This is a genomic window from Thiohalophilus sp., from assembly GCF_034521165.1.
In the GTDB taxonomy this organism is placed as follows: domain Bacteria; phylum Pseudomonadota; class Gammaproteobacteria; order UBA6429; family Thiohalophilaceae; genus Thiohalophilus.
Genome location: NZ_JAXHMV010000008.1, coordinates 126905 through 145120 on the forward strand (window position 1 = coordinate 126905; position 18216 = coordinate 145120).

13 protein-coding genes are annotated in these 18216 nt (G+C 58.1%); 9 read left to right on the plus strand and 4 right to left on the minus strand.

All coding sequences use genetic code 11. The annotated features are described in order from the left end of the window. Nucleotides 1-52 precede the first annotated feature (52 nt). Genes U5K34_RS05335 through glyQ form a run of 3 tightly spaced genes read right to left on the minus strand, consistent with a single transcriptional unit; the run spans nucleotide 53 to nucleotide 3409 of the window. Nucleotides 53-385, minus strand: a complete 333-nt coding sequence (locus tag U5K34_RS05335) for a nucleoside triphosphate pyrophosphohydrolase family protein (protein WP_322567438.1) — start codon at nucleotides 383-385, stop codon at nucleotides 53-55. Nucleotides 386-389: 4 nt separating this feature from the next. Then, on the minus strand, nucleotides 390-2492 hold the full coding sequence (gene glyS, locus U5K34_RS05340; RefSeq protein WP_322567439.1) for a glycine--tRNA ligase subunit beta: 2103 nt from the start codon (nucleotides 2490-2492) through the stop codon (nucleotides 390-392). After that, complete coding sequence (gene glyQ / locus U5K34_RS05345) at nucleotides 2489-3409, minus strand: glycine--tRNA ligase subunit alpha (RefSeq protein WP_322567440.1); 921 nt, start codon at nucleotides 3407-3409, stop codon at nucleotides 2489-2491. The genes glyS and glyQ overlap by 4 nt, the downstream gene beginning before the upstream one ends. A 175-nt stretch (nucleotides 3410-3584) precedes the next feature. Between glyQ and U5K34_RS05350 the strand changes: the two genes are divergently transcribed. From U5K34_RS05350 to U5K34_RS05390, 9 genes are all read left to right on the plus strand, one after another. Next, a complete protein-coding gene (locus U5K34_RS05350) occupies nucleotides 3585-4166 on the plus strand; it encodes a hypothetical protein (RefSeq protein ID WP_322567441.1) in 582 nt (193 codons plus the stop codon). 468 nt (nucleotides 4167-4634) lie between these two features. Further along, a complete protein-coding gene (locus U5K34_RS05355; protein WP_322567442.1) occupies nucleotides 4635-5678 on the plus strand; it encodes a hypothetical protein in 1044 nt (347 codons plus the stop codon). Then, on the plus strand, nucleotides 5675-5911 hold the full coding sequence (locus U5K34_RS05360) for a sulfurtransferase TusA family protein (protein WP_322567443.1): 237 nt from the start codon (nucleotides 5675-5677) through the stop codon (nucleotides 5909-5911). The genes U5K34_RS05355 and U5K34_RS05360 overlap by 4 nt, the downstream gene beginning before the upstream one ends. Next, nucleotides 5898-7082: a cation diffusion facilitator family transporter gene (locus U5K34_RS05365; RefSeq protein WP_322567444.1), complete on the plus strand. Its 1185-nt coding sequence runs from the start codon at nucleotides 5898-5900 to the stop codon at nucleotides 7080-7082. Before U5K34_RS05360 ends, U5K34_RS05365 begins: the two co-directional genes overlap by 14 nt. A 212-nt stretch (nucleotides 7083-7294) precedes the next feature. Further along, a complete protein-coding gene (gene glnA / locus U5K34_RS05370; protein WP_322567445.1) occupies nucleotides 7295-8701 on the plus strand; it encodes a glutamate--ammonia ligase in 1407 nt (468 codons plus the stop codon). Nucleotides 8702-9038: 337 nt separating this feature from the next. Next, nucleotides 9039-9638, plus strand: coding sequence for a DUF4124 domain-containing protein (locus U5K34_RS05375; protein WP_322567446.1), 600 nt, complete (start codon nucleotides 9039-9041; stop codon nucleotides 9636-9638). Nucleotides 9639-9887: 249 nt separating this feature from the next. After that, nucleotides 9888-10952 (plus strand): nitrogen regulation protein NR(II), encoded by a 1065-nt coding sequence (gene glnL / locus U5K34_RS05380; protein WP_322567447.1) that lies wholly within the window; start codon nucleotides 9888-9890, stop codon nucleotides 10950-10952. Nucleotides 10953-10959: 7 nt separating this feature from the next. Further along, nucleotides 10960-12351 carry a nitrogen regulation protein NR(I) gene (gene ntrC / locus U5K34_RS05385; protein ID WP_322567448.1) on the plus strand — a complete coding sequence of 464 codons (1392 nt, stop codon included), beginning with the start codon at nucleotides 10960-10962 and terminating at the stop codon, nucleotides 12349-12351. Nucleotides 12352-13347: 996 nt separating this feature from the next. Further along, on the plus strand, nucleotides 13348-13851 hold the full coding sequence (locus tag U5K34_RS05390) for an REP-associated tyrosine transposase (protein ID WP_322567449.1): 504 nt from the start codon (nucleotides 13348-13350) through the stop codon (nucleotides 13849-13851). Nucleotides 13852-14321: 470 nt separating this feature from the next. Here U5K34_RS05390 and U5K34_RS05395 read toward each other — a convergent pair whose 3' ends face one another. Further along, nucleotides 14322-18164, minus strand: a complete 3843-nt coding sequence (locus U5K34_RS05395) for a LamG domain-containing protein (protein ID WP_322567450.1) — start codon at nucleotides 18162-18164, stop codon at nucleotides 14322-14324. Nucleotides 18165-18216 lie beyond the last annotated feature (52 nt).

Consider the following 18216-nt stretch of genomic DNA (forward strand, 5'->3'; position numbering starts at 1 on the left):
AAAATGGATAAATTAAACAATTGTTCTTGGTGTCTTCGTGTCTTGGTGGTGATCAGTTGTCTTTAAATTCAGAAACGCGGATCCGCCCGTTGACCATTTTGGATTCGCGCTGCATGATTTTGTCCATCTTGTCCCAGAAAGCCTGGTTCAGATCAAAGTCGGCCGAGATGGCCGTGCCCATGATCAGAATCAACAGATCGGCAACCTCTTCGGCCAGCTGTTCCTTGTCTTTGCCCTTGGTGACGCAGGCGGAGATCTCGCCCAGTTCTTCGGCCATCAATGCGATGCGATAGGGCAGGTCCTCGCCACCGGTGCCTTTGAAATCATGCTTGTCGTGAAACGCCTGCACGGCCTGGAGCATTTCGTCATAGGAGTCGGAGTTCATCGGCTTATCCTTGCAGACGGGAAATGTCCGCGATTTGCATAAACAGTTGATGCAGGTTGTTCAGCAGGGCAACACGGTTATTGCGCAGTTTGTCGTCCTCGGCCATCACCATCACATCGTCGAAGAATTGATCCACCGGTTCGCGCAGGTCGGCCAGCTGACTCAGGGCTTGCTGATAGTTGGCCTGCTGAACCTGCTCGTTGACCTGTTGCTGCAGGCCGGTCAGGCGATCATGCAGGGTTTGTTCGGCGGGATCCTGTAACAGGCTGGCATCGATGTTCTGCGGCAAGCTGCCTTCGACTTTCTTGAGAATGTTGCCGATGCGTTTGTTGGCGGCGGACAGGCTGTCGGCGGCCTCCAGCTGACGGAAGTGATCCACTGCCTTGAGCCGTTGTTCGATATCCAGCGGCCGGGTCGGGCGGTTAGCGGTCACCGCATCGAGCACATCCGCGCGAATGCCCTGATCGCGGTAATAGGCCTTGAGGCGTTCGAGAATAAAACCGATCACCGCTTCCACAGCTTCATCTGCCTTGAGGGATGGGTCGAAGCCCGCGGCGGACTGTTCCAGCAACGCCTGCAGATCGAGATCGAGCTGCTGTTCGATCAGAATGCGCAAGACCCCGAGCGCGGCGCGGCGCAGGGCGAAAGGATCCTTGTCGCCGGTGGGGATCTGGCCGATGGCGAAAATGCCGAGCAGGGTGTCGAGCCGATCGGCCAGTGCCAGCGATTGACTGATGACGTCATCAGGCAGATCGTCGCCGGCGAAGCGCGGTTTGTAATAATCATCCAGCGCCCGGGCGATCGGCGGCTGTTCGCCATCGAGCCCGGCGTAATAACGGCCCATGATGCCCTGCAGTTCGGGGAACTCGCCGACCATCTCGGTCATCAGATCACATTTGCACAGCTGCGCGGCGCGGATGGCCAGTTGTTTGTCGCCACCCAGTTGTTCGGCAATGACGCCGGCCAGCTTTTCCACCCGCCGGGTCTTGTCGTACAGCGTGCCCAGTTTTTGCTGGAAGACCACACTCTTGAGTGAATCGAGGCGTTGTGCCAGCGACGTCTGGCGATCCTGTTGCCAGAAAAACTCGGCATCGGCAAAGCGCGGGCGGATGACCCGTTCATTGCCTTTTTGCACCTGTTCGGGCTGTTTGCTTTCGATATTGCTGATAGTAATAAACAGCGGCAGCAGCTGACCGTTGTCATCCACCAGATGGAAATACTTCTGGTTGGTTTTCATGGTGGAGATCAGCGCCTCCTGGGGGACATCCAGAAAACGTTCATCGAAACGGCCGGTGATCGCCACCGGCCATTCGACCATGGCGGTGACCTCATCGAGCAACGCTTCATCGATCACGGCATGGGCCTTGTGCTGACTGGCGGCCTGTTCGATCTGGGCGCGCACGGCGGTGCGGCGGCGTTCAAAATCCGCAATCACCTTGCCTTCGTTTTCCAGCAGCACTTCGTATTCCGCCGGGGCGGGTATATAAATGGTATCGGGATGATGAAAACGGTGACCCCGGGTTTCGCGTCCGCTGGTCACGCTCAGAATCTCCGCCTCGATCACCTCGTCGCCGAACAGCAACACGACCCAGTGCACCGGGCGCACGAACCAGGCATCCAGATCGCCCCAGCGCATGCGCTTGGGAATGGGCAGTTTATCCAGTGCGTTGCGCACGATATCGGGAATAAGTGATTCAGCTGACAGACCGGCTTCATAGTGTTGAACAACAACCTTGCCTTCGTCATTGGTCTGTAGATCTTCTGCGCTGGCGCCCCATTTGCGAGCAAAGCCTTCGCCGGCTTTTGTCAGGGCGCCTTCTTCGTCGAAGGCGGTAGTGGCAGGCGGGCCGGTTCGTTCGATGGTGCGGTCCGGCGTGGATTCAGGGAGACCTTTAACAAGTAATGCCAGTCTTCTCGGGCTGGCATACTGTTGAATCTCGGGGTTGCCCAGGCGACTTTCCTGAAGCCCGTAACGCACCCACTCTTCAAAGGCAGCGGAAAGGGCCAGCAGTGCTTTGGGCGGCAACTCCTCGGTGCCGATCTCGACAAGCAGATCCCGGTGTCCCTCTTTTCGAAAATCGCTGGTTTTGGTGATAGAGGGACTCATTTGACGCCCTCCTGGCACATCGGGAAGCCCAGGGCCTCACGAGCGGCATAATAGGCCTCGGCCACGGCGCGGGAGAGGTTGCGCACCCGCAGGATATAACGCTGGCGTTCGGTGACCGAAATGGCATGGCGCGCATCGAGCAGGTTGAAACTGTGCGAGGCCTTGAGCACCTGTTCGTAAGCGGGCAGCGGCAGTTGCGCCGCGATCAACTGCTGGCTCATCTTCTCGGCCTGGTCGAACTGGTGGAACAGATCCTCCACGTCGGCGTGTTCGAAGTTGTAGGTGGACTGTTCGACTTCGTTTTGATGAAACACATCGCCGTAGGTGACCTTGCCGCGCGGGCCGTCGGTCCAGACCAGATCGAACACGCTCTCCACCCCCTGCAGGTACATGGCGATGCGCTCCAGTCCGTAGGTGATCTCGCCGGTGACCGGCTTGCAGTCCAGCCCGCCGACCTGCTGGAAATAGGTGAACTGGCTGACTTCCATGCCGTTGAGCCAGACTTCCCAGCCCAGACCCCAGGCGCCAAGCGTGGGCGATTCCCAGTTGTCTTCCACGAAGCGGATATCGTGCACCAGCGGATCGAGACCGAGCATTTGCAGCGAGCCCAGATACAGCTCCTGGATATCCAGCGGCGAGGGTTTGATCACTACCTGGAACTGGTAGTAATGCTGCAGGCGATTGGGATTCTCGCCATAACGGCCGTCGGTGGGCCGGCGCGAGGGCTGCACATAGGCGGCGGCCCAGGGCTCGGGGCCGATGGCGCGAATGAAGGTGGCGGTATGAAAGGTGCCGGCTCCCACTTCCATGTCGTAGGGTTGCAGGACGATGCAGCCCTGTTCGGCCCAGTACTGTTGCAGGGCGAAGATCAGCCCCTGGAAGGTACGGGCGGCGGCGGGATGGCGGGATTTGCTCAAGCGGACACCTTTATTAATATAGACACAGCGAAAAGAGCGCTCATTATAGCCGCGCCGTCTGCCGCTGATAACCTCATGGCGCGTGGTTTTTACGGCCGCCGGTGCAAAAAGAGTCAAGTTCGGTTCCGGATGGGCCGATGATTTTTACAGGGCGATTCACATCAGGAGGCCGATTGTGATCGACACCGAGCATACGCCGCTGTCCCAGTGGCACACGCTGATCAGCGAGGCCGAACAGGCCGTGGGCGTCACGCTGGAGCCGGAGCTGGAAAGTTATCTGGTCTTCACCCTGATGCGTTATCTCGATCGACCGGAGATGGCGCAACGGGTGCTGGCGCTGGATTACCTTGAGGCCGCCCACTGCCAGGGCCGGGAACAGCAGGAGCGGCTGCGCGATGTGGGTGATCAGTGCCTGCTTTACAGCGGCCTGTTTCCGCGCCGCGCCGAGCGCCGCCGTGTGCGGGTCAGCTATTACGTCGATCTGGGCCGCAGCGCCTATCACCACCTGGGTTGCTGTGGCACGGCCCACGCCACACTCTACGCCGAACTGGCCCGGATCTTTGTGATCGCCATGGATATCCTGCAGGCGATCCGCAACCTGCGCCAGGAACAGCAGCTGGATCCCCTGGGCAGCCTGGAACTGTGGCAGGACACCGGCTCCGCCGTGGCCCGCCAGGCGCTGGGCGACATCACCGATGCCACCCCGCAGGCCGATCCCGATCCCCGCCGGACCCGCGGCAAGGGGCGACTGCATTAAAAAAAACCCAACGCAGAGGGTCGCTCCCGGCTCACTGTAGAACCCCTTCGGGTTTCATTCAGCATTACTTCGCGTTGCTCAGGTCATCCTGCCTCCCGCGACACTTGTACATCCCTGTACATCGCGCAACAAAGACGCAGAGGAACGCAGAGAAACAATAATTAATTCTTGCGGTTCCCTGGCTCCCGTTTTAGGCAAGGATTCAAGCCAGGGTTAAATAACTGATTTCATAATCAGTTTTTAGTTGAACTGGTCTGATCGGGTTTTTGGAAAACCGGGATCTTTTGCCCCGCTGGTTATGTGGTAATTTTACAGGCTTGCTCCCCGCGTCAACCTGACCAGGTCCTTGCTGTAACAGAAAAAGAAAACTCTGCGTTCCTCTGCGTTAAGATTGTCTTCGTGAGTCGGGAGACGGAATCTGCTATCCTTGCTCTCCCCAGACCAACCCCGCAACACCGGTAACTATCCATGTCCGAGCAACGCAAAGCTGTCGTCCTGATTTCAGGCGGTCTTGATTCCATGCTGGCCGCGAAGGTGCTCATGGAGCAGGGCGTGCATGTGGAGGGGATCAATTTTTTCACCGGCTTCTGTGTCGAAGGGCATACCCACGCGATCCGCAAGCAGGATAAGGACAAGCCCAGGCGCAACAATGCCCTGTGGGTGGCCGAGCAGCTGGGGATCAAGCTGCATATCGTGGATGTGATCGAGGAGTACAAGGACGTGCTGCTGAACCCGAAACACGGTTACGGTCAGCACATGAATCCCTGCCTCGACTGCAAGGGCTTCATGGTGCGCAAGGCGCACGAATGGATCGCGGCCAACGGGTTTGATTTTATTGTGACCGGCGAGGTGATTGGTCAGCGTCCCATGTCCCAGCGCAAGGACACCATGCCGGTGATTCAGCGCGAGTCCGGCGCGGGCGATCGGTTGCTGCGTCCGTTGTGCGCGAAGAATCTGCCACCGACGTTGCCCGAGCGCGAAGGCTGGGTGGATCGTGAACGGTTATATGATTTCAGCGGTCGTTCGCGCAAGCCGCAAATGGCCCTGGCGGCGCAGTTCGGTTTTACCGACTACGCCCAGCCGGCCGGCGGCTGCTGTTTTCTCACCGACAAGAACTATTCCGACAAACTGGTGGATATGTGGCAGCATCGACCCGGTCGCGATTACCAGCTGGATGACATCATGTTGCTCAAGGTGGGCCGGCATCTGCGTCCGGCGCCCAACTACAAGGTGATCATCGGGCGCGAGGAAGGCGAGAATAAATTCCTGGAAGGCTATCGCAACCAGTTCGTGCACCTGCGCACCACCAGCCACAACGGGCCGCTGGCCCTGATCGATGGCGATATCAGCGAGGCCGACGTGGAAACCGCCGCGCGGGTCGCTGCCCGCTTCAGTCAGGGGCGCGACGCCGAGGCGGTCGAGGTGGAAGTGAACTACACTGACGGCCATCAGCGCACCCTGCAGGTCGCTCCCCTGGCCATGGATGGTATCCCCGGCGAGTGGTATTTGTGAGTACTCACCAACTGGATGCCCGGCGTCTGCTCTGTCCCATGCCGGTGATCCGGGTGCAGGATGCGATTGCCGTGCTGGCCCCCGGCGAGGTGCTGGAGGTGACCTGCACCGATCCGGGCGCGCTGAACGATGTCCCCGCCTGGTGCCGGATCAACGGTCATCAGGTGCTGGAAACCACGCAACAGGATGAAGAGATCGTGATCCGCATCGAGGTTGGCGATGGCAACGACTGAACAGGATCAGGCCCCCGTGATTACCCGCGCCGAGCGGGATGATCGCACCCGCCAGATTACCCGGGTCACCCTGGTCGGTGCTCTGGTGGATCTGATTCTCGGTGTGCTCAAGGTCGTGGTCGGCTGGCTGGCCCAGTCCCAGGCGCTGATCGCCGACGGGGTTCATTCCTTCTCGGATCTGGCGACCGATGTGGTGGTGATTTATGCCGCCCGCCACTCCAGCCGCGAAGCCGATGCCGAGCACCCCTATGGCCATGGCCGCTTCGAAACCCTGGCGACGGTGGGGCTGGGTGTCGCCCTGATGGCTGTGGCCGTCGGTATCAGTATTGATGCCGTAATTCGGCTGTTCAATCCGGACAAGCTGCTGCACCCGAGTTTCTGGGCGCTGGTCGTGGCGGGCGTGTCGATCCTGGGCAAGGAGGCGATCTACCACTACAGCATGGTGATCGCCCGCAAATACAAATCCCATATGCTCAAGGCCAACGCCTGGCACAGCCGCTCCGATGCCATCTCCTCGCTGATCGTCTTGCTCGGGGTCGCCGGCAGCATGGCGGGGCTGGAATACCTGGATGCGATCGCCGCCATCGGCGTCGCCTACATGATTGCCAGGATCGGCTGGGATCTCTCCGCCCACAGCGTCAAGGAACTGGTGGATACGGCCCTGGAGCCGGAGCGCCAGGCGCTGATCCGGGAAGCGATTCTCGAGGTCGACGGCGTGCAGGCGTTACATATTCTGCGCACCCGCCGCAGTGGATCCGAGGCCCTGGTGGATGTGCATATCCAGGTCGATCCCTATTTGAGCGTGTCCGAGGCCCATTACGTCAGCGAACGGGTGCGCAAGAAGGTGATCACGGACGTGGAAGAGGTTAACGACGTTACGGTGCACATCGATCCCGAAAACGATGAGAAAGTGCCGCTGAATCTGAAACTGCCCACCCGCAGCGATGTGCTCGCCCGGCTGGAAAAGGCCTGGAGCGAGATTGAAGAATCCCGGCGGATTGCCCACACTACCCTGCACTATCTGGAGGGCGGTATCCAGGTGGAGCTGATCCTGCCGATCGACCTGGCCCTGGAACGGGACCAGAATCAGCGCGAAGCCCTGCGCCAGCGTTTTGCCCGCGCGGCCCGGGAGGTGGACGGGGTGCAATCGGTCCGGTTGCTGTACCGTTAATGCACCGAGATGAAGCAAATACTGAATTATGTGCACTGTGATGGTGCGCACGGTCCCGCGTAGCGGGCAACGAGGGTATAAAACCCCTGTCGAATCAGCCTGTTACGGTGTGGCATGGTTCGTGCACCTGATTGGGCAACAGATTTTGGACTGCGCCAACGACAGCGCAATTCTGGATAACACTGAATATTGAGATAACCGGAGAAGCTTAAATGTCTGACAAAGTCATGAAGATGATTAAAGATAACGGCGTCAAATTTATTGATTTCCGTTTCACCGATACCCGCGGCAAGGAGCAGCACGTTTCCGTGCCGGCCCACGCCGAGGATGAAGACCTGTTTACCGAAGGCAAGATGTTCGATGGCTCGTCCATCTCCGGCTGGAAGGGCATCAACGAATCGGACATGATCCTGATGCCCGATGCCGACAGCGCCTTTCTGGATCCCTTCTCCGAAGAGCCAAGCCTGAACCTGACCTGTGACATCCTGGAGCCGGCCACCGGCCAGGGTTACGAGCGCGATCCCCGCTCCATCGCCAAGCGCGGTGAAGCCTATCTGCAGTCCACCGGCATTGCCGATACCGCCCTGTTCGGCCCGGAACCCGAGTTCTTCGTCCTGGACGACGTCCGCTGGGGCACGGATATGAGCGGCGCCTTCTACAAGGTGGATTCCGAAGAAGCCGAATGGAACTCCGAGCGGGTTTACACCGACGGCAACATCGGTCACCGCCCGGGCATGAAAGGCGGTTACTTTCCCGTGCCGCCGGTCGATTCCCTGAACGATCTGCGTGCCGCCATGTGCCTGGCACTCGAAGAGGTGGGCGTGCCGGTTGAAGTACACCATCACGAAGTCGCCACCGCCGGCCAGTGTGAAATCGGCACCAAGTTCAGCACCCTGGTGGAGCGGGCCGACTGGAACCAGCGTATGAAATACGTGATCCACAATGTCGCGCACATCTATGGCAAGACCGCCACCTTCATGCCCAAGCCGCTGGTTGGTGACAACGGCAGCGGTATGCACGTGCATCAGTCACTGATGAAAGACGGCCAGAACCTGTTTTCCGGTAACGAGTATGGCGGCCTGTCCGAAACCGCACTCTACTATATCGGCGGGATCATCAAGCATGCCCGCGCGCTGAACGCCTTCACCAACGCTTCGACCAACTCCTACAAGCGTCTGGTGCCGGGCTTCGAAGCGCCGGTCATGCTGGCCTATTCGGCCCGTAACCGCTCCGCGTCCATTCGTATCCCGTACGTGGCTAACCCGAAAGGTCGCCGCATCGAAGTGCGCTTCCCGGATCCGACCGCCAACCCGTACCTGGCCTTCACCGCCATGATGATGGCCGGTCTGGACGGTATCCAGAACAAGATCCACCCGGGCGACGCCATGGATAAGGACCTGTACGATCTGCCGGCCGAAGAAGCCGCCAGCATCCCGACCGTCTGCCACTCGTTCGATCAGGCGCTGGATTGTCTGAGCGAAGACCGGGCCTTCCTGACCCAGGGCGGTGTGTTCACCGATGATGTCATCGATGCCTACATCAAACTGAAAATGGATGAAGTGACCCGTTTCCGCATGACCACCCATCCGGTCGAGTTTGACATGTACTACAGCCTGTAAGCAGAAACACAGGCGAAAACAAAACGCCCCCGCAAGGGGGCGTTTTTGTTTGTAACGAAACTTTTACCACGAAGACACGAAGACACGAAGAAGGCAAATAAATTATCTCGTTGTGGGAGCCGAGCCCCCTCGGCGATTCACCCTCGATGATCGTGCTATTCTTAACCAATCGGCCAGAGGGCTGGCCTCCTGCAGCCTATAGTTCCCTCGACCCTCGACCCTCGTTACTCGTCCCTCGCCCCTGAGCTATTACTTACGAAGCGGATTCTTGACCAATAAGCCCGCCCTGAAGTAAAGATCTATTGTGGATATGCCGTGCCAGGGCTATCCTTGAGATATGAAAAATTACTGCCTGATTATTTTGCTGTTGTTCACCCTGCCGGCTGTGGCGGCTGACAAGGTGTACAAAAAGGTCAACCCGGACGGCTCGGTGGAGTACAGCGATCAGCCTTTTGAAGGCAGCGAGGAACTGGAGCTGAAAGACGCGCCCGCCATCCGGTTTGAAAAATCCCCCGATATCAATTACCAGCCGCCGGAGCGGGAACGGGAGGCGGCGTCGAGCTATGAGGTCACCATTACCTCGCCGCGTAATGATGAATCCATCCGCGCCAATGCCGGTAACGTGACGCTGCAGGGTAACGTTCAGCCGGCCCTGCGCGGTGGTCATCAGTTACGCTGGCGTCTGGACGGCGAGCCCCTGGAGCAAACCGGCACCACGGTGACTCTGACCAACGTCGATCGCGGCACCCATACAATTAAACTGGAAGTGGTGGATAATGACGGTGAGGTGCTGGCCGCAAGTTCCGGCATCACCTTCCACCTGCTGCGTCGCAGTATTACGCCATCGAGCTCGTCCTCGGGTTCAGGGCCGACGCCCACCAATCCGCCGAAAGTTACGATTCCCGGACCAACACCGACCAATCCGCCCAAACCGTGACACCTTCATCCTCGCCCTGAAGGGGTCCGCACCACTTTGGTGCATACAGGGCCAGTCTGCGCTATGCTGTAGTGTGTACAGTATGTCGTCGCGGCCCAAAACAGCGCAGCGATTTCAAAACAGCACTGAGCAAGCTCACTAACTGCTTGTAATTCAAGCCCTTTATCGGGCTGGTCAAAAACCTGCCGTACGGGCATCGAAAATGGTGCGTTATGGTTTGGTTCTTGCTACAGCCCGGGTATGGAGACGATGACCCCATCCCCCGATTTGCAACAACGTGTCCTCGAGGCCATGACCTCGGGGCTGATGCTGTTCGACCAGGATTTGTGCCTGCGCTATGTGAACGCCGCAACCGAGATGCTGTTTGGCAGCAGTGGCCCGCATTTAATCGGGCACCGCTTCGAGGAGCTGTTCGAAACCCCCGACAATGTCGCCGATGAACTGCGCGATGCCCTGGCCAGCGGCCATCCCTTTACCCGGCATGAGGTGAGCCTGAAGCTGATCCACGGTCGGGAGGTGGTGGTGGATCTGACCGCCCTGCCGCTGGTGGAGCGGGAACAGGCGCCGGAACTGCTGGTGGAAGTGAGCCAGATGGATCGGCTGTTGCGCATCGCCCGGGACGAAAGTCGCGCCGCCCAGCAGCAGACCACCCAGCAGATGCTGCGTGGTCTGGCCCATGAAATCAAAAACCCCCTGGGTGGCCTGCGCGGCGCGGCCCAGTTGCTGGCGCGCGAGCTGCCCACCGATGAGCTCAAGGAATACACCGGCGTCATCATCAGCGAGGCGGATCGCCTGCAGAAGCTGGTCAACCGGATCCTGGGGCCGAACAAACTGCCGAAACTGGAAGCGGTCAACATCCATGAAGTCCTCGAACATGTGCGTAGCCTGCTGCTGGCCGAAGCCCCCGAGGGGATCCGCTTGCGTCGGGATTATGATCCCAGTATTCCCGACCTGACCGCCGATCGGGATCAGATCGTCCAGGCCCTGCTCAATATCATTCGCAACGCCATCGAGGCGCTGCAGGGCGAAGGCGATGTCACCCTGCGGACCCGGGTGGTGCGTAAATTTACCATTGGTCAGAAACAGCATGATCTGGTCGCGCAAATCCAGATTATTGATAACGGCCCGGGCATCCCGACGGAGATTCTGGAGCGGATTTTCTTCCCCATGGTCTCCAGCCGGGCCGAAGGCACCGGTCTGGGGCTGGCTATCGCCCAGTCACTGATTCAGCAGCATAACGGCATCATCGAATGCGACAGTGAACCGGGCCGAACCGTCTTTTCCATCTATATACCGATCGAACTTGAGGCGTGAGACAACCATGAGCAAGGAAACCATCTGGATCGTCGACGACGACCGCTCAATCCGCTGGGTGCTGGAGAAGGCCTTTAAAAATGCCGAGATGGAGGTGCGCAGTTTCGACGAGGCCGACAGCGTATTGCGCGCGCTCAATCGCAGCGAGCCGGATGTGATCATCAGTGATATCCGCATGCCGGGCATGGACGGTCTGGAGCTGCTGGGCCGGATTCATGACAAATACCCCGGGTTGCCGGTAATCATTATTACCGCGCATACCGATCTCGAAAGCGCGGTCAACGCTTATCAGGTGGGTGCGTTCGAGTATCTGCCCAAACCCTTCGATGTGGACGAGGCGGTGGATCTGGCGCGCCGCGCCATCAATCATCGACGCGAAACCGATACCGGGGAAACCCCGGCGGGCCAGATCGACGCCGAGATCATCGGTGAAGCGCCCTCCATGCAGGAAGTCTTTCGGGCCATTGGTCGTCTGGCGCGATCCAATATCACTGTGTTGATCAACGGCGAATCGGGGACCGGCAAGGAGCTGGTGGCGCAGGCACTGCATCGCCACAGCCCGCGCGCCGGACAGCCGTTCATTGCCCTGAACATGGCAGCGATCCCGCGGGATCTGCTCGAGTCCGAATTATTCGGTCATGAAAAAGGGGCCTTCACCGGTGCCAACACGGCCCGTCAGGGCCGTTTCGAACAGGCCGACGGCGGCACGCTGTTTCTGGATGAGATCGGCGACATGCCCTCGGAACTGCAGACGCGACTGTTGCGGGTACTGGCCGACGGCGAATTCTACCGGGTGGGTGGCCACAGCGCGGTCAAGGTGGATGTGCGTATCATTGCTGCGACCCACCAGAACCTGGAAAAGCTGGTGGAACAGGGGCGCTTTCGCGAGGATCTGTTTCATCGCCTCAATGTGATTCGCATTCACATCCCCTCGTTGCGCGAGCGACGGGAAGATATTCCGCTGCTGGCACAACATTTTCTAAATAGAGCCGCGAAAGAACTCAACGTCGATGCCAAAAGCCTGGACCGCGAAGTGATGGAGTATCTGTCACGGCAAGACTGGCCCGGTAACGTGCGCCAGCTGGAGAACACCTGCCGCTGGCTGACAGTCATGTCCCCTGGCCAGGTCGTGCACATCGACGACCTGCCCCCCGAGATGCTGCACGGCAAGGACGAAACCCGTTTCGACGGCGACTGGAGCGAACTGCTGCGTCACTGGGCCGAGCAGGAACTCTCCCGGGGTCATACCGCCATCCTCGATCAGGCCATGCCGCAATTTGAACGGGTGATGATCGAAACCGCCCTGAAAAAAACCGGCGGCCGACGCCAGGACGCCGCCAAACTGCTCGGCTGGGGCCGCAACACCCTCACCCGCAAGATCAAGGAACTGAATTTATAAAAGAGCTCAAAGAGCTGAACCACGAAGACGCGAAGACACGAAGGAAATATTATTAAAATATTCAGGTAGGCCGGACATAGCGATAGCGGTGTCCGGCACCTTCCGGGATGCCCGATACCGCTAACGCTTTATCGGGCCTACGTTCTGGCCGGGGTTTTGAGGTAGGCCGGACATAGCGATAGCGGTGTCCGGCGCTCTTCGGGATGCCCGATACCGCTAAGGCTATATCGGGCCTACGTCTCGGTCGGAGGTTTGATGTAGGCCGGACATAGCGCAGCGGTGTCCGGCGCTCTTCGGGATGCCCGATACCGCTGCGCTTTATCGGGCCTACGTTCTGGCCGGGGTTTGATGTAGGCCGGACATAGCGCAGCGTTGTCCGGCGCTCTTCGGGATGCCCGATACCGCTGCGCTTTATCGGGCCTACGTTCTGGCCGGGGTTTGATGTAGGCCGGACATAGCGATAGCGGTGTCCGGCACTCTCCGGGATGCCCGGTATCGCTATCGCTTTATCGGGCCTACGTTCTGGCCGGGGTTTGATGTAGGCCGGACATAGCGATAGCGGTGTCCGGCATCTTTCGGAATGCCCGATACCGCTGCGCTTTATCGGGCCTACGTTCTGGCCGGGGTTTGACGTAGGCCGGACATAGCGATAGCGGTGTCCGGCACTCTCCGGGATGCCCGGTATCGCTATCGCTTAATCGGGCTTACGTTCTGGCCGGGGTTTGATGTAGGCCGGACATAGCGCAGCGGTGTCCGGCACTCTCAGGGATGCCCGGTATCGCTATCGCTTAATCGGGCTTACGTTCTGGCCGGGGTTTGATGTAGGCCGGACATAGCGCAGCGGTGTCCGGCGCTCTTCGGGATGCCCGATACCGCTGCGCTAAGACGGACATGCGATTTGTTGGGATTTGGGGTGGCCAGACAAAGGGGTTGTCATGCTCTGATAGATGCCATAAATTGCCAACAAACGAAAAAGACCAGGTTCAGGGAGGAACCATGTCCGACTATCAACGCGTTTATGTTCGGGGCGGTATATATTTCTTCACCGTGGTAACCGCAAACCGATGCCCGATTTTCAATTCTTCATCATCGGTAGATATATTGCGTAACGGTTTTCGTTATGTAAAAGAGCGTCGTCCATTTGAAATGGATGCCATCGTGATATTACCCGAACACCTCCACTGTATATGGCGAATGCCCGAGGATGATGCGGATTTTTCTAATCGGTGGAAAATGCTAAAAGGTTATGTAACTCGTCACCTGTCATGGGTGTCGGGAAACATCTGGCAACCCAGATTCTGGGAGCATCTCATTCGGGACGAGGAAGACTGGCGTCGCCATATAGATTATATCCATTACAATCCGATAAGACACGGTTTGGTCAATGATCCCGTCGTCTGGCCTTTCAGTTCTTATCAGAAATATCTGGAGATTGGATACTATTCGTCAGGATGGGGTAAGAACGAACCAAAGAATATTGGTGGGATGGATCTCGAATAGAAGAAATGCCCGATACCGCTAGCGCTAAATCGGGCCTACGTCCTGGGCGTGAGAGGTAGGCCGGACATAGCGCAGCGGTGTCCGGCACTTTCCGTGATGCCCGATACCGCTAACGCTTTATCGGGCCTACGTTCTGGGCGTGAGAGGCAGGACGGACATAGCGTAAGCGGTGTCCGGCACTTTCCGTGATGCCCGATACCGCTAACGCTTTATCGGGCCTACGTCCTGGCCGGGGGTTTGAGGTAGGCCGGACATAGCGCAGCGGTGTCCGGCACTTCCGGGAATGCCCGATACCGCTGCGCTTTATCGGGCCTACGTCTGGGCGGGGGTTTGATGTAGGCCGGACATAGCGATAGCGGTGTCCGGCATCTTTCGGAATGCCCGATACCGCTGCGCTTTATCGGGCCTACGTCTGCCATAACACCAATCGAATTATATTTATTCTTCGTGTCCTGGTGGTGAATCTTTATTTACTGGAATTTTTCCCGCCAGTAGATGATCCGATCGTCGCCCCGATAGCGGCCGAAGGTGGCGGTGGACTCGGGATCTTGCTCGCTGCCATCGTTGTCCCAGTCGAATTCTAAATAGGCCGGTGTGTTCGAATGCACGGTGACGTTACCGTAGATCGGGTTGTCGGGATCGAAGTTGGCATCGCTGTCGGGTGCCTTGAGATAGAGCGTATAAACACCATCGTCAGGCGTGTCAGTATACTGGATATCCGTGTCCGGTGCGGCGACTGCACAGCCACTGCCGCTGTCGCCAGGATCGCCGGTGTCCTGCACACAGGTCTCACCACGCGAATCGCCATCGCCGACAGTCACGGTATCGGTGGGATTGAGCAGATCGATAGTGACGCCGTTATCACAGACATCGAGGGTGTTGGTAACAAAAGCACTGCCGTTGTAGTACTGGGCAAACATCGGCACCTGCAGATCGGCCAGTTCGGAACCATAAGCGTTGTCCAGCGCAATCCGGCCGCTTCGAATATTGACCTGCCCTTCCGTATAGCCGTCCGAGCTGATCCCGTCGTTGTCGGTGGCGCGCAGTTCGGTAATCGATAGCGGTGCGGTTTCCTTGTCCGGGAAGGTATAGGTGACATCGTTGCGCACGCCGATCCCGTCGTTGGTCGTGAAATAGGTGGTATTCAGCGTGTTGTTGGTGAAGTTGGTCGTGTTGCCGGCATCGGAAATCACCGGATCGCGCACGAATCCGTCGCGGTAATTGCGTGTCGGGTTACCGCCCAGGTTCAATGAATCCAGCGTCACGGTAAAAGGCTGGCCGGAATAGGTAAATGTTCCATTACAGGCCTCGGTGACGGTGACATCGAAATGGTGCGGGCTGAAGCGGCCGATATTCTCGCTGGTATTGAGCGTAGCGTTACCGATCGTGGTTTCGCCAAAATAGCTGACCCCGGCGCCGAGGCTGGCGGTGAAGGTAAACACGCCGACCTCGGACACTGTTTGGTTATTGATCAGATGTTCGCCACCGTCAGCGGCGGTGATGTCGAAATTGTTGACATTAATTGACCCCGTATCACCGCCCGCCGGTGCAACAAGATTGTGACCCAGGCTGATATTATTCAGCTGGAAGTTTGGTGTGAGAGAAGTGTCGGCACAGGCACCGCGGACTTTCAGATTGAAATTATTCCCGGCGGAAGTGTAAAGCGAGCAACTGGCATCGCCACTGGGGCAAGCGGCGTTGGCATCGTCGCTGTAAACATACAGCCGGGCCGGTTTGGTCACATAAGTGTCGTTACCGATCATGGTCAGTCCGGCATCGTCACCGCTACCTTCATATTTGGCATTCAATGTCAGCTGGCCGGCATCGGGATAGGTCAGGTTATAGATGGCATCAGCGTTGGCATCGAACTGTACCGGGACGTTGGGCGTGCCGGGCTCGGAATCAGGCAGGGTGTAATCATTGGTTGCATGAGTCAGGGTGACATTCTGCGTACCGCTGGCCGGGTCGGAATAGTTTGCCCAGATCTTGAGATTTTTGGTTGTGCTCGAAAAGGCCGGGACACATCGTTCTGGATTGGTGGTGCTCTTTCTGACAGCACTGAGAGTCAGACTCGTCGAGGTTTCACAGGAGGTCTGGGCCGGTACATCGATCAGGAAACCCGTGTCATGAAATGTGAGCTCGCAACTGTCGGTGCCGTCAGCCGTGTTCACGCAGACCGGCGGAAAGTCAGCCGAGGGCGAGGAGCTGGCGACGCCCAGGGTGACCGCCTCCGCCGTGGTGTGGCGTAGATCGAAGCTGGCCGAGCCGCCGCTGATGATCTTGGTGTCGCCCCCTACCCAGCCGGTGGGCGACAGGGTGACGCTGACGTCGCTGGAAGCCTCGGTCGTACAGCCACTGTCCAGACAGGCTCTGATCGTGACGGGTTCCGGGTTACAGGTCAGGGCCGATCCATCATGACGGATCTCAAAATGATCGATACCGGTCGGACAGTCTTCGGGTCGTAGAACAAGCATCTGGCCGATATTGTCAGTATTGCTGGCGGTTGCGGTACGGTCACCGGTGGCGCCTGCATTGGGTAATGCGTGTATGCCGGTGGCGATGGCAATGCCATTGGGGCCACCACCCGTGCGTGGTTGATACAGTGTCGTCAGAGAAGCCGTGGGAGTGACATCGGTGTTCCCGTTTGCACTGGCAAACAGCGCGACCAGATAGCTGTTGTCTTCGGTGCTGGTGACAGAAGGCGCTGTGATGGTCGAATCATCGTCGGCCTGACCACTGTCGTCATCAATCGGATCCGTGACATCGATGCCACTGAAGGCGGTAATACCACCGGCCGCGCGATCATCGGGAAAAGTCCATTGATAAGAGCCGGGTTCGGTACCATCAACAATTCGATAGTAAGCAGCCTGACTCATAGAGCTATCGAATCGCCAATTGAAAGGACCACCCCAGTCACCGGAGACATCATGGCGTACTTTGGTCCAGCCCGAGGGTGGCGTGATATTATCAGCGCAAATACTTAACCAGCAGCTGTCATCCCGACGAACCGAGACATGGGCAATCAGAATATCACCCGCATCGACATCGGCCGGGACATCGAGAGAAATTGAGTCATCATTGACAGTATTGGTGGTGGTATTGCCAGGTGTAATCGGTTGGCAGGCGGAGGGCGGTGCTCCGGCGCAGGTGCGCCCGGTACCATCCCAGTTATTCCCCGAGCTCTGGCTGGTATAACCGGCCTGAACCTCGGCGTCATTCAGCACGGCATCAAAAATCAAGACTTCGTCGAGTTCACCCTGAAAGTATTCCGGTGACCCGCCGGTATCTTCAATACGACCGATACTGCTGTAGTCTGTCCCGATAGTGCCAAAGGCAATGGTGCCAGAGGCATCCAGGTTGCCGTCGATATAGATCTTGTATTCGCCATTAGTGGCATTGCGGGTCAGGACAATGTGGTGCCAGAGATTGTCATTTATGACAGTATTCGATTTCGCGCTGTTGTCATTGCCTACAGTGATCCCAATGCGTCCGGCAGCGTCAATCCAGCCCCAGAAAATATCGTCCGTCCCGCCATTTTGCTCGACACCGGTTATTCCGGGGGCCTGCCACGCGGTGTTATTGCCCGTTTGTGTGGTTCTGATCCAGAAGGCCAGGCTTGCCGTACCATTGAGGCTGTCAGATAGATTCGGAACATCCACGTAGTCATCATTGCCGTCGAAAAGACCGGCGCGGCAGATACGTCCCGGATCTAGCGTATCGGCACCGTTGACCGCGGTGCCGTGATTAGCATTGCCGCTTGAATCCAGTACTTCGCCGCTCGTTCCGTCCCAGGCATCTTCGTCCAGACGGTAATCGGCAACCGGAGGTAAACTGACCGTAACGGCATCAGTTAGCGTGAAGAGAGTGCTGGCGCCGTCACCGCAGCTATCATCCTCATAGGCGATGAAGTACGCATTATAAGTACCACTGGTAGCCGGGGCGGTAATTGAAAAGCTTTCATTGTAGGTCCCGGCACCACCGTGATCAGGTGTGTTCTCACAATTGATTGAACCGGGAGGTGAGGAAGCAATGCGCCAGTCGGTGGATTCCCATCTTGTCGCGGGACTATTGCCCGGCCCGGTGGTTGTAACAGTGACCGAGGCAGTGATGGTCGCCCCGGGCTCGACAGTGACCGAGGCAGAGCCGTCCAGGGTGACGGAGTCAATGGTTCTGTCCGCCAGGGCTGCCGGTGCCCAGATGAGGCAACCCAGGACAAGCAGAACCCAGGCCCACAGACCGGCAGGGCGAGACGTGCGAATTCCGAATTGTCGGTATTGCGGCATAATAGACTTATCGGCAGTAAATCCTTTCAATTTTAGCAATTCCGGTTGTAATTATTGGGCCGTTTGTCGGGCATAAGGCACT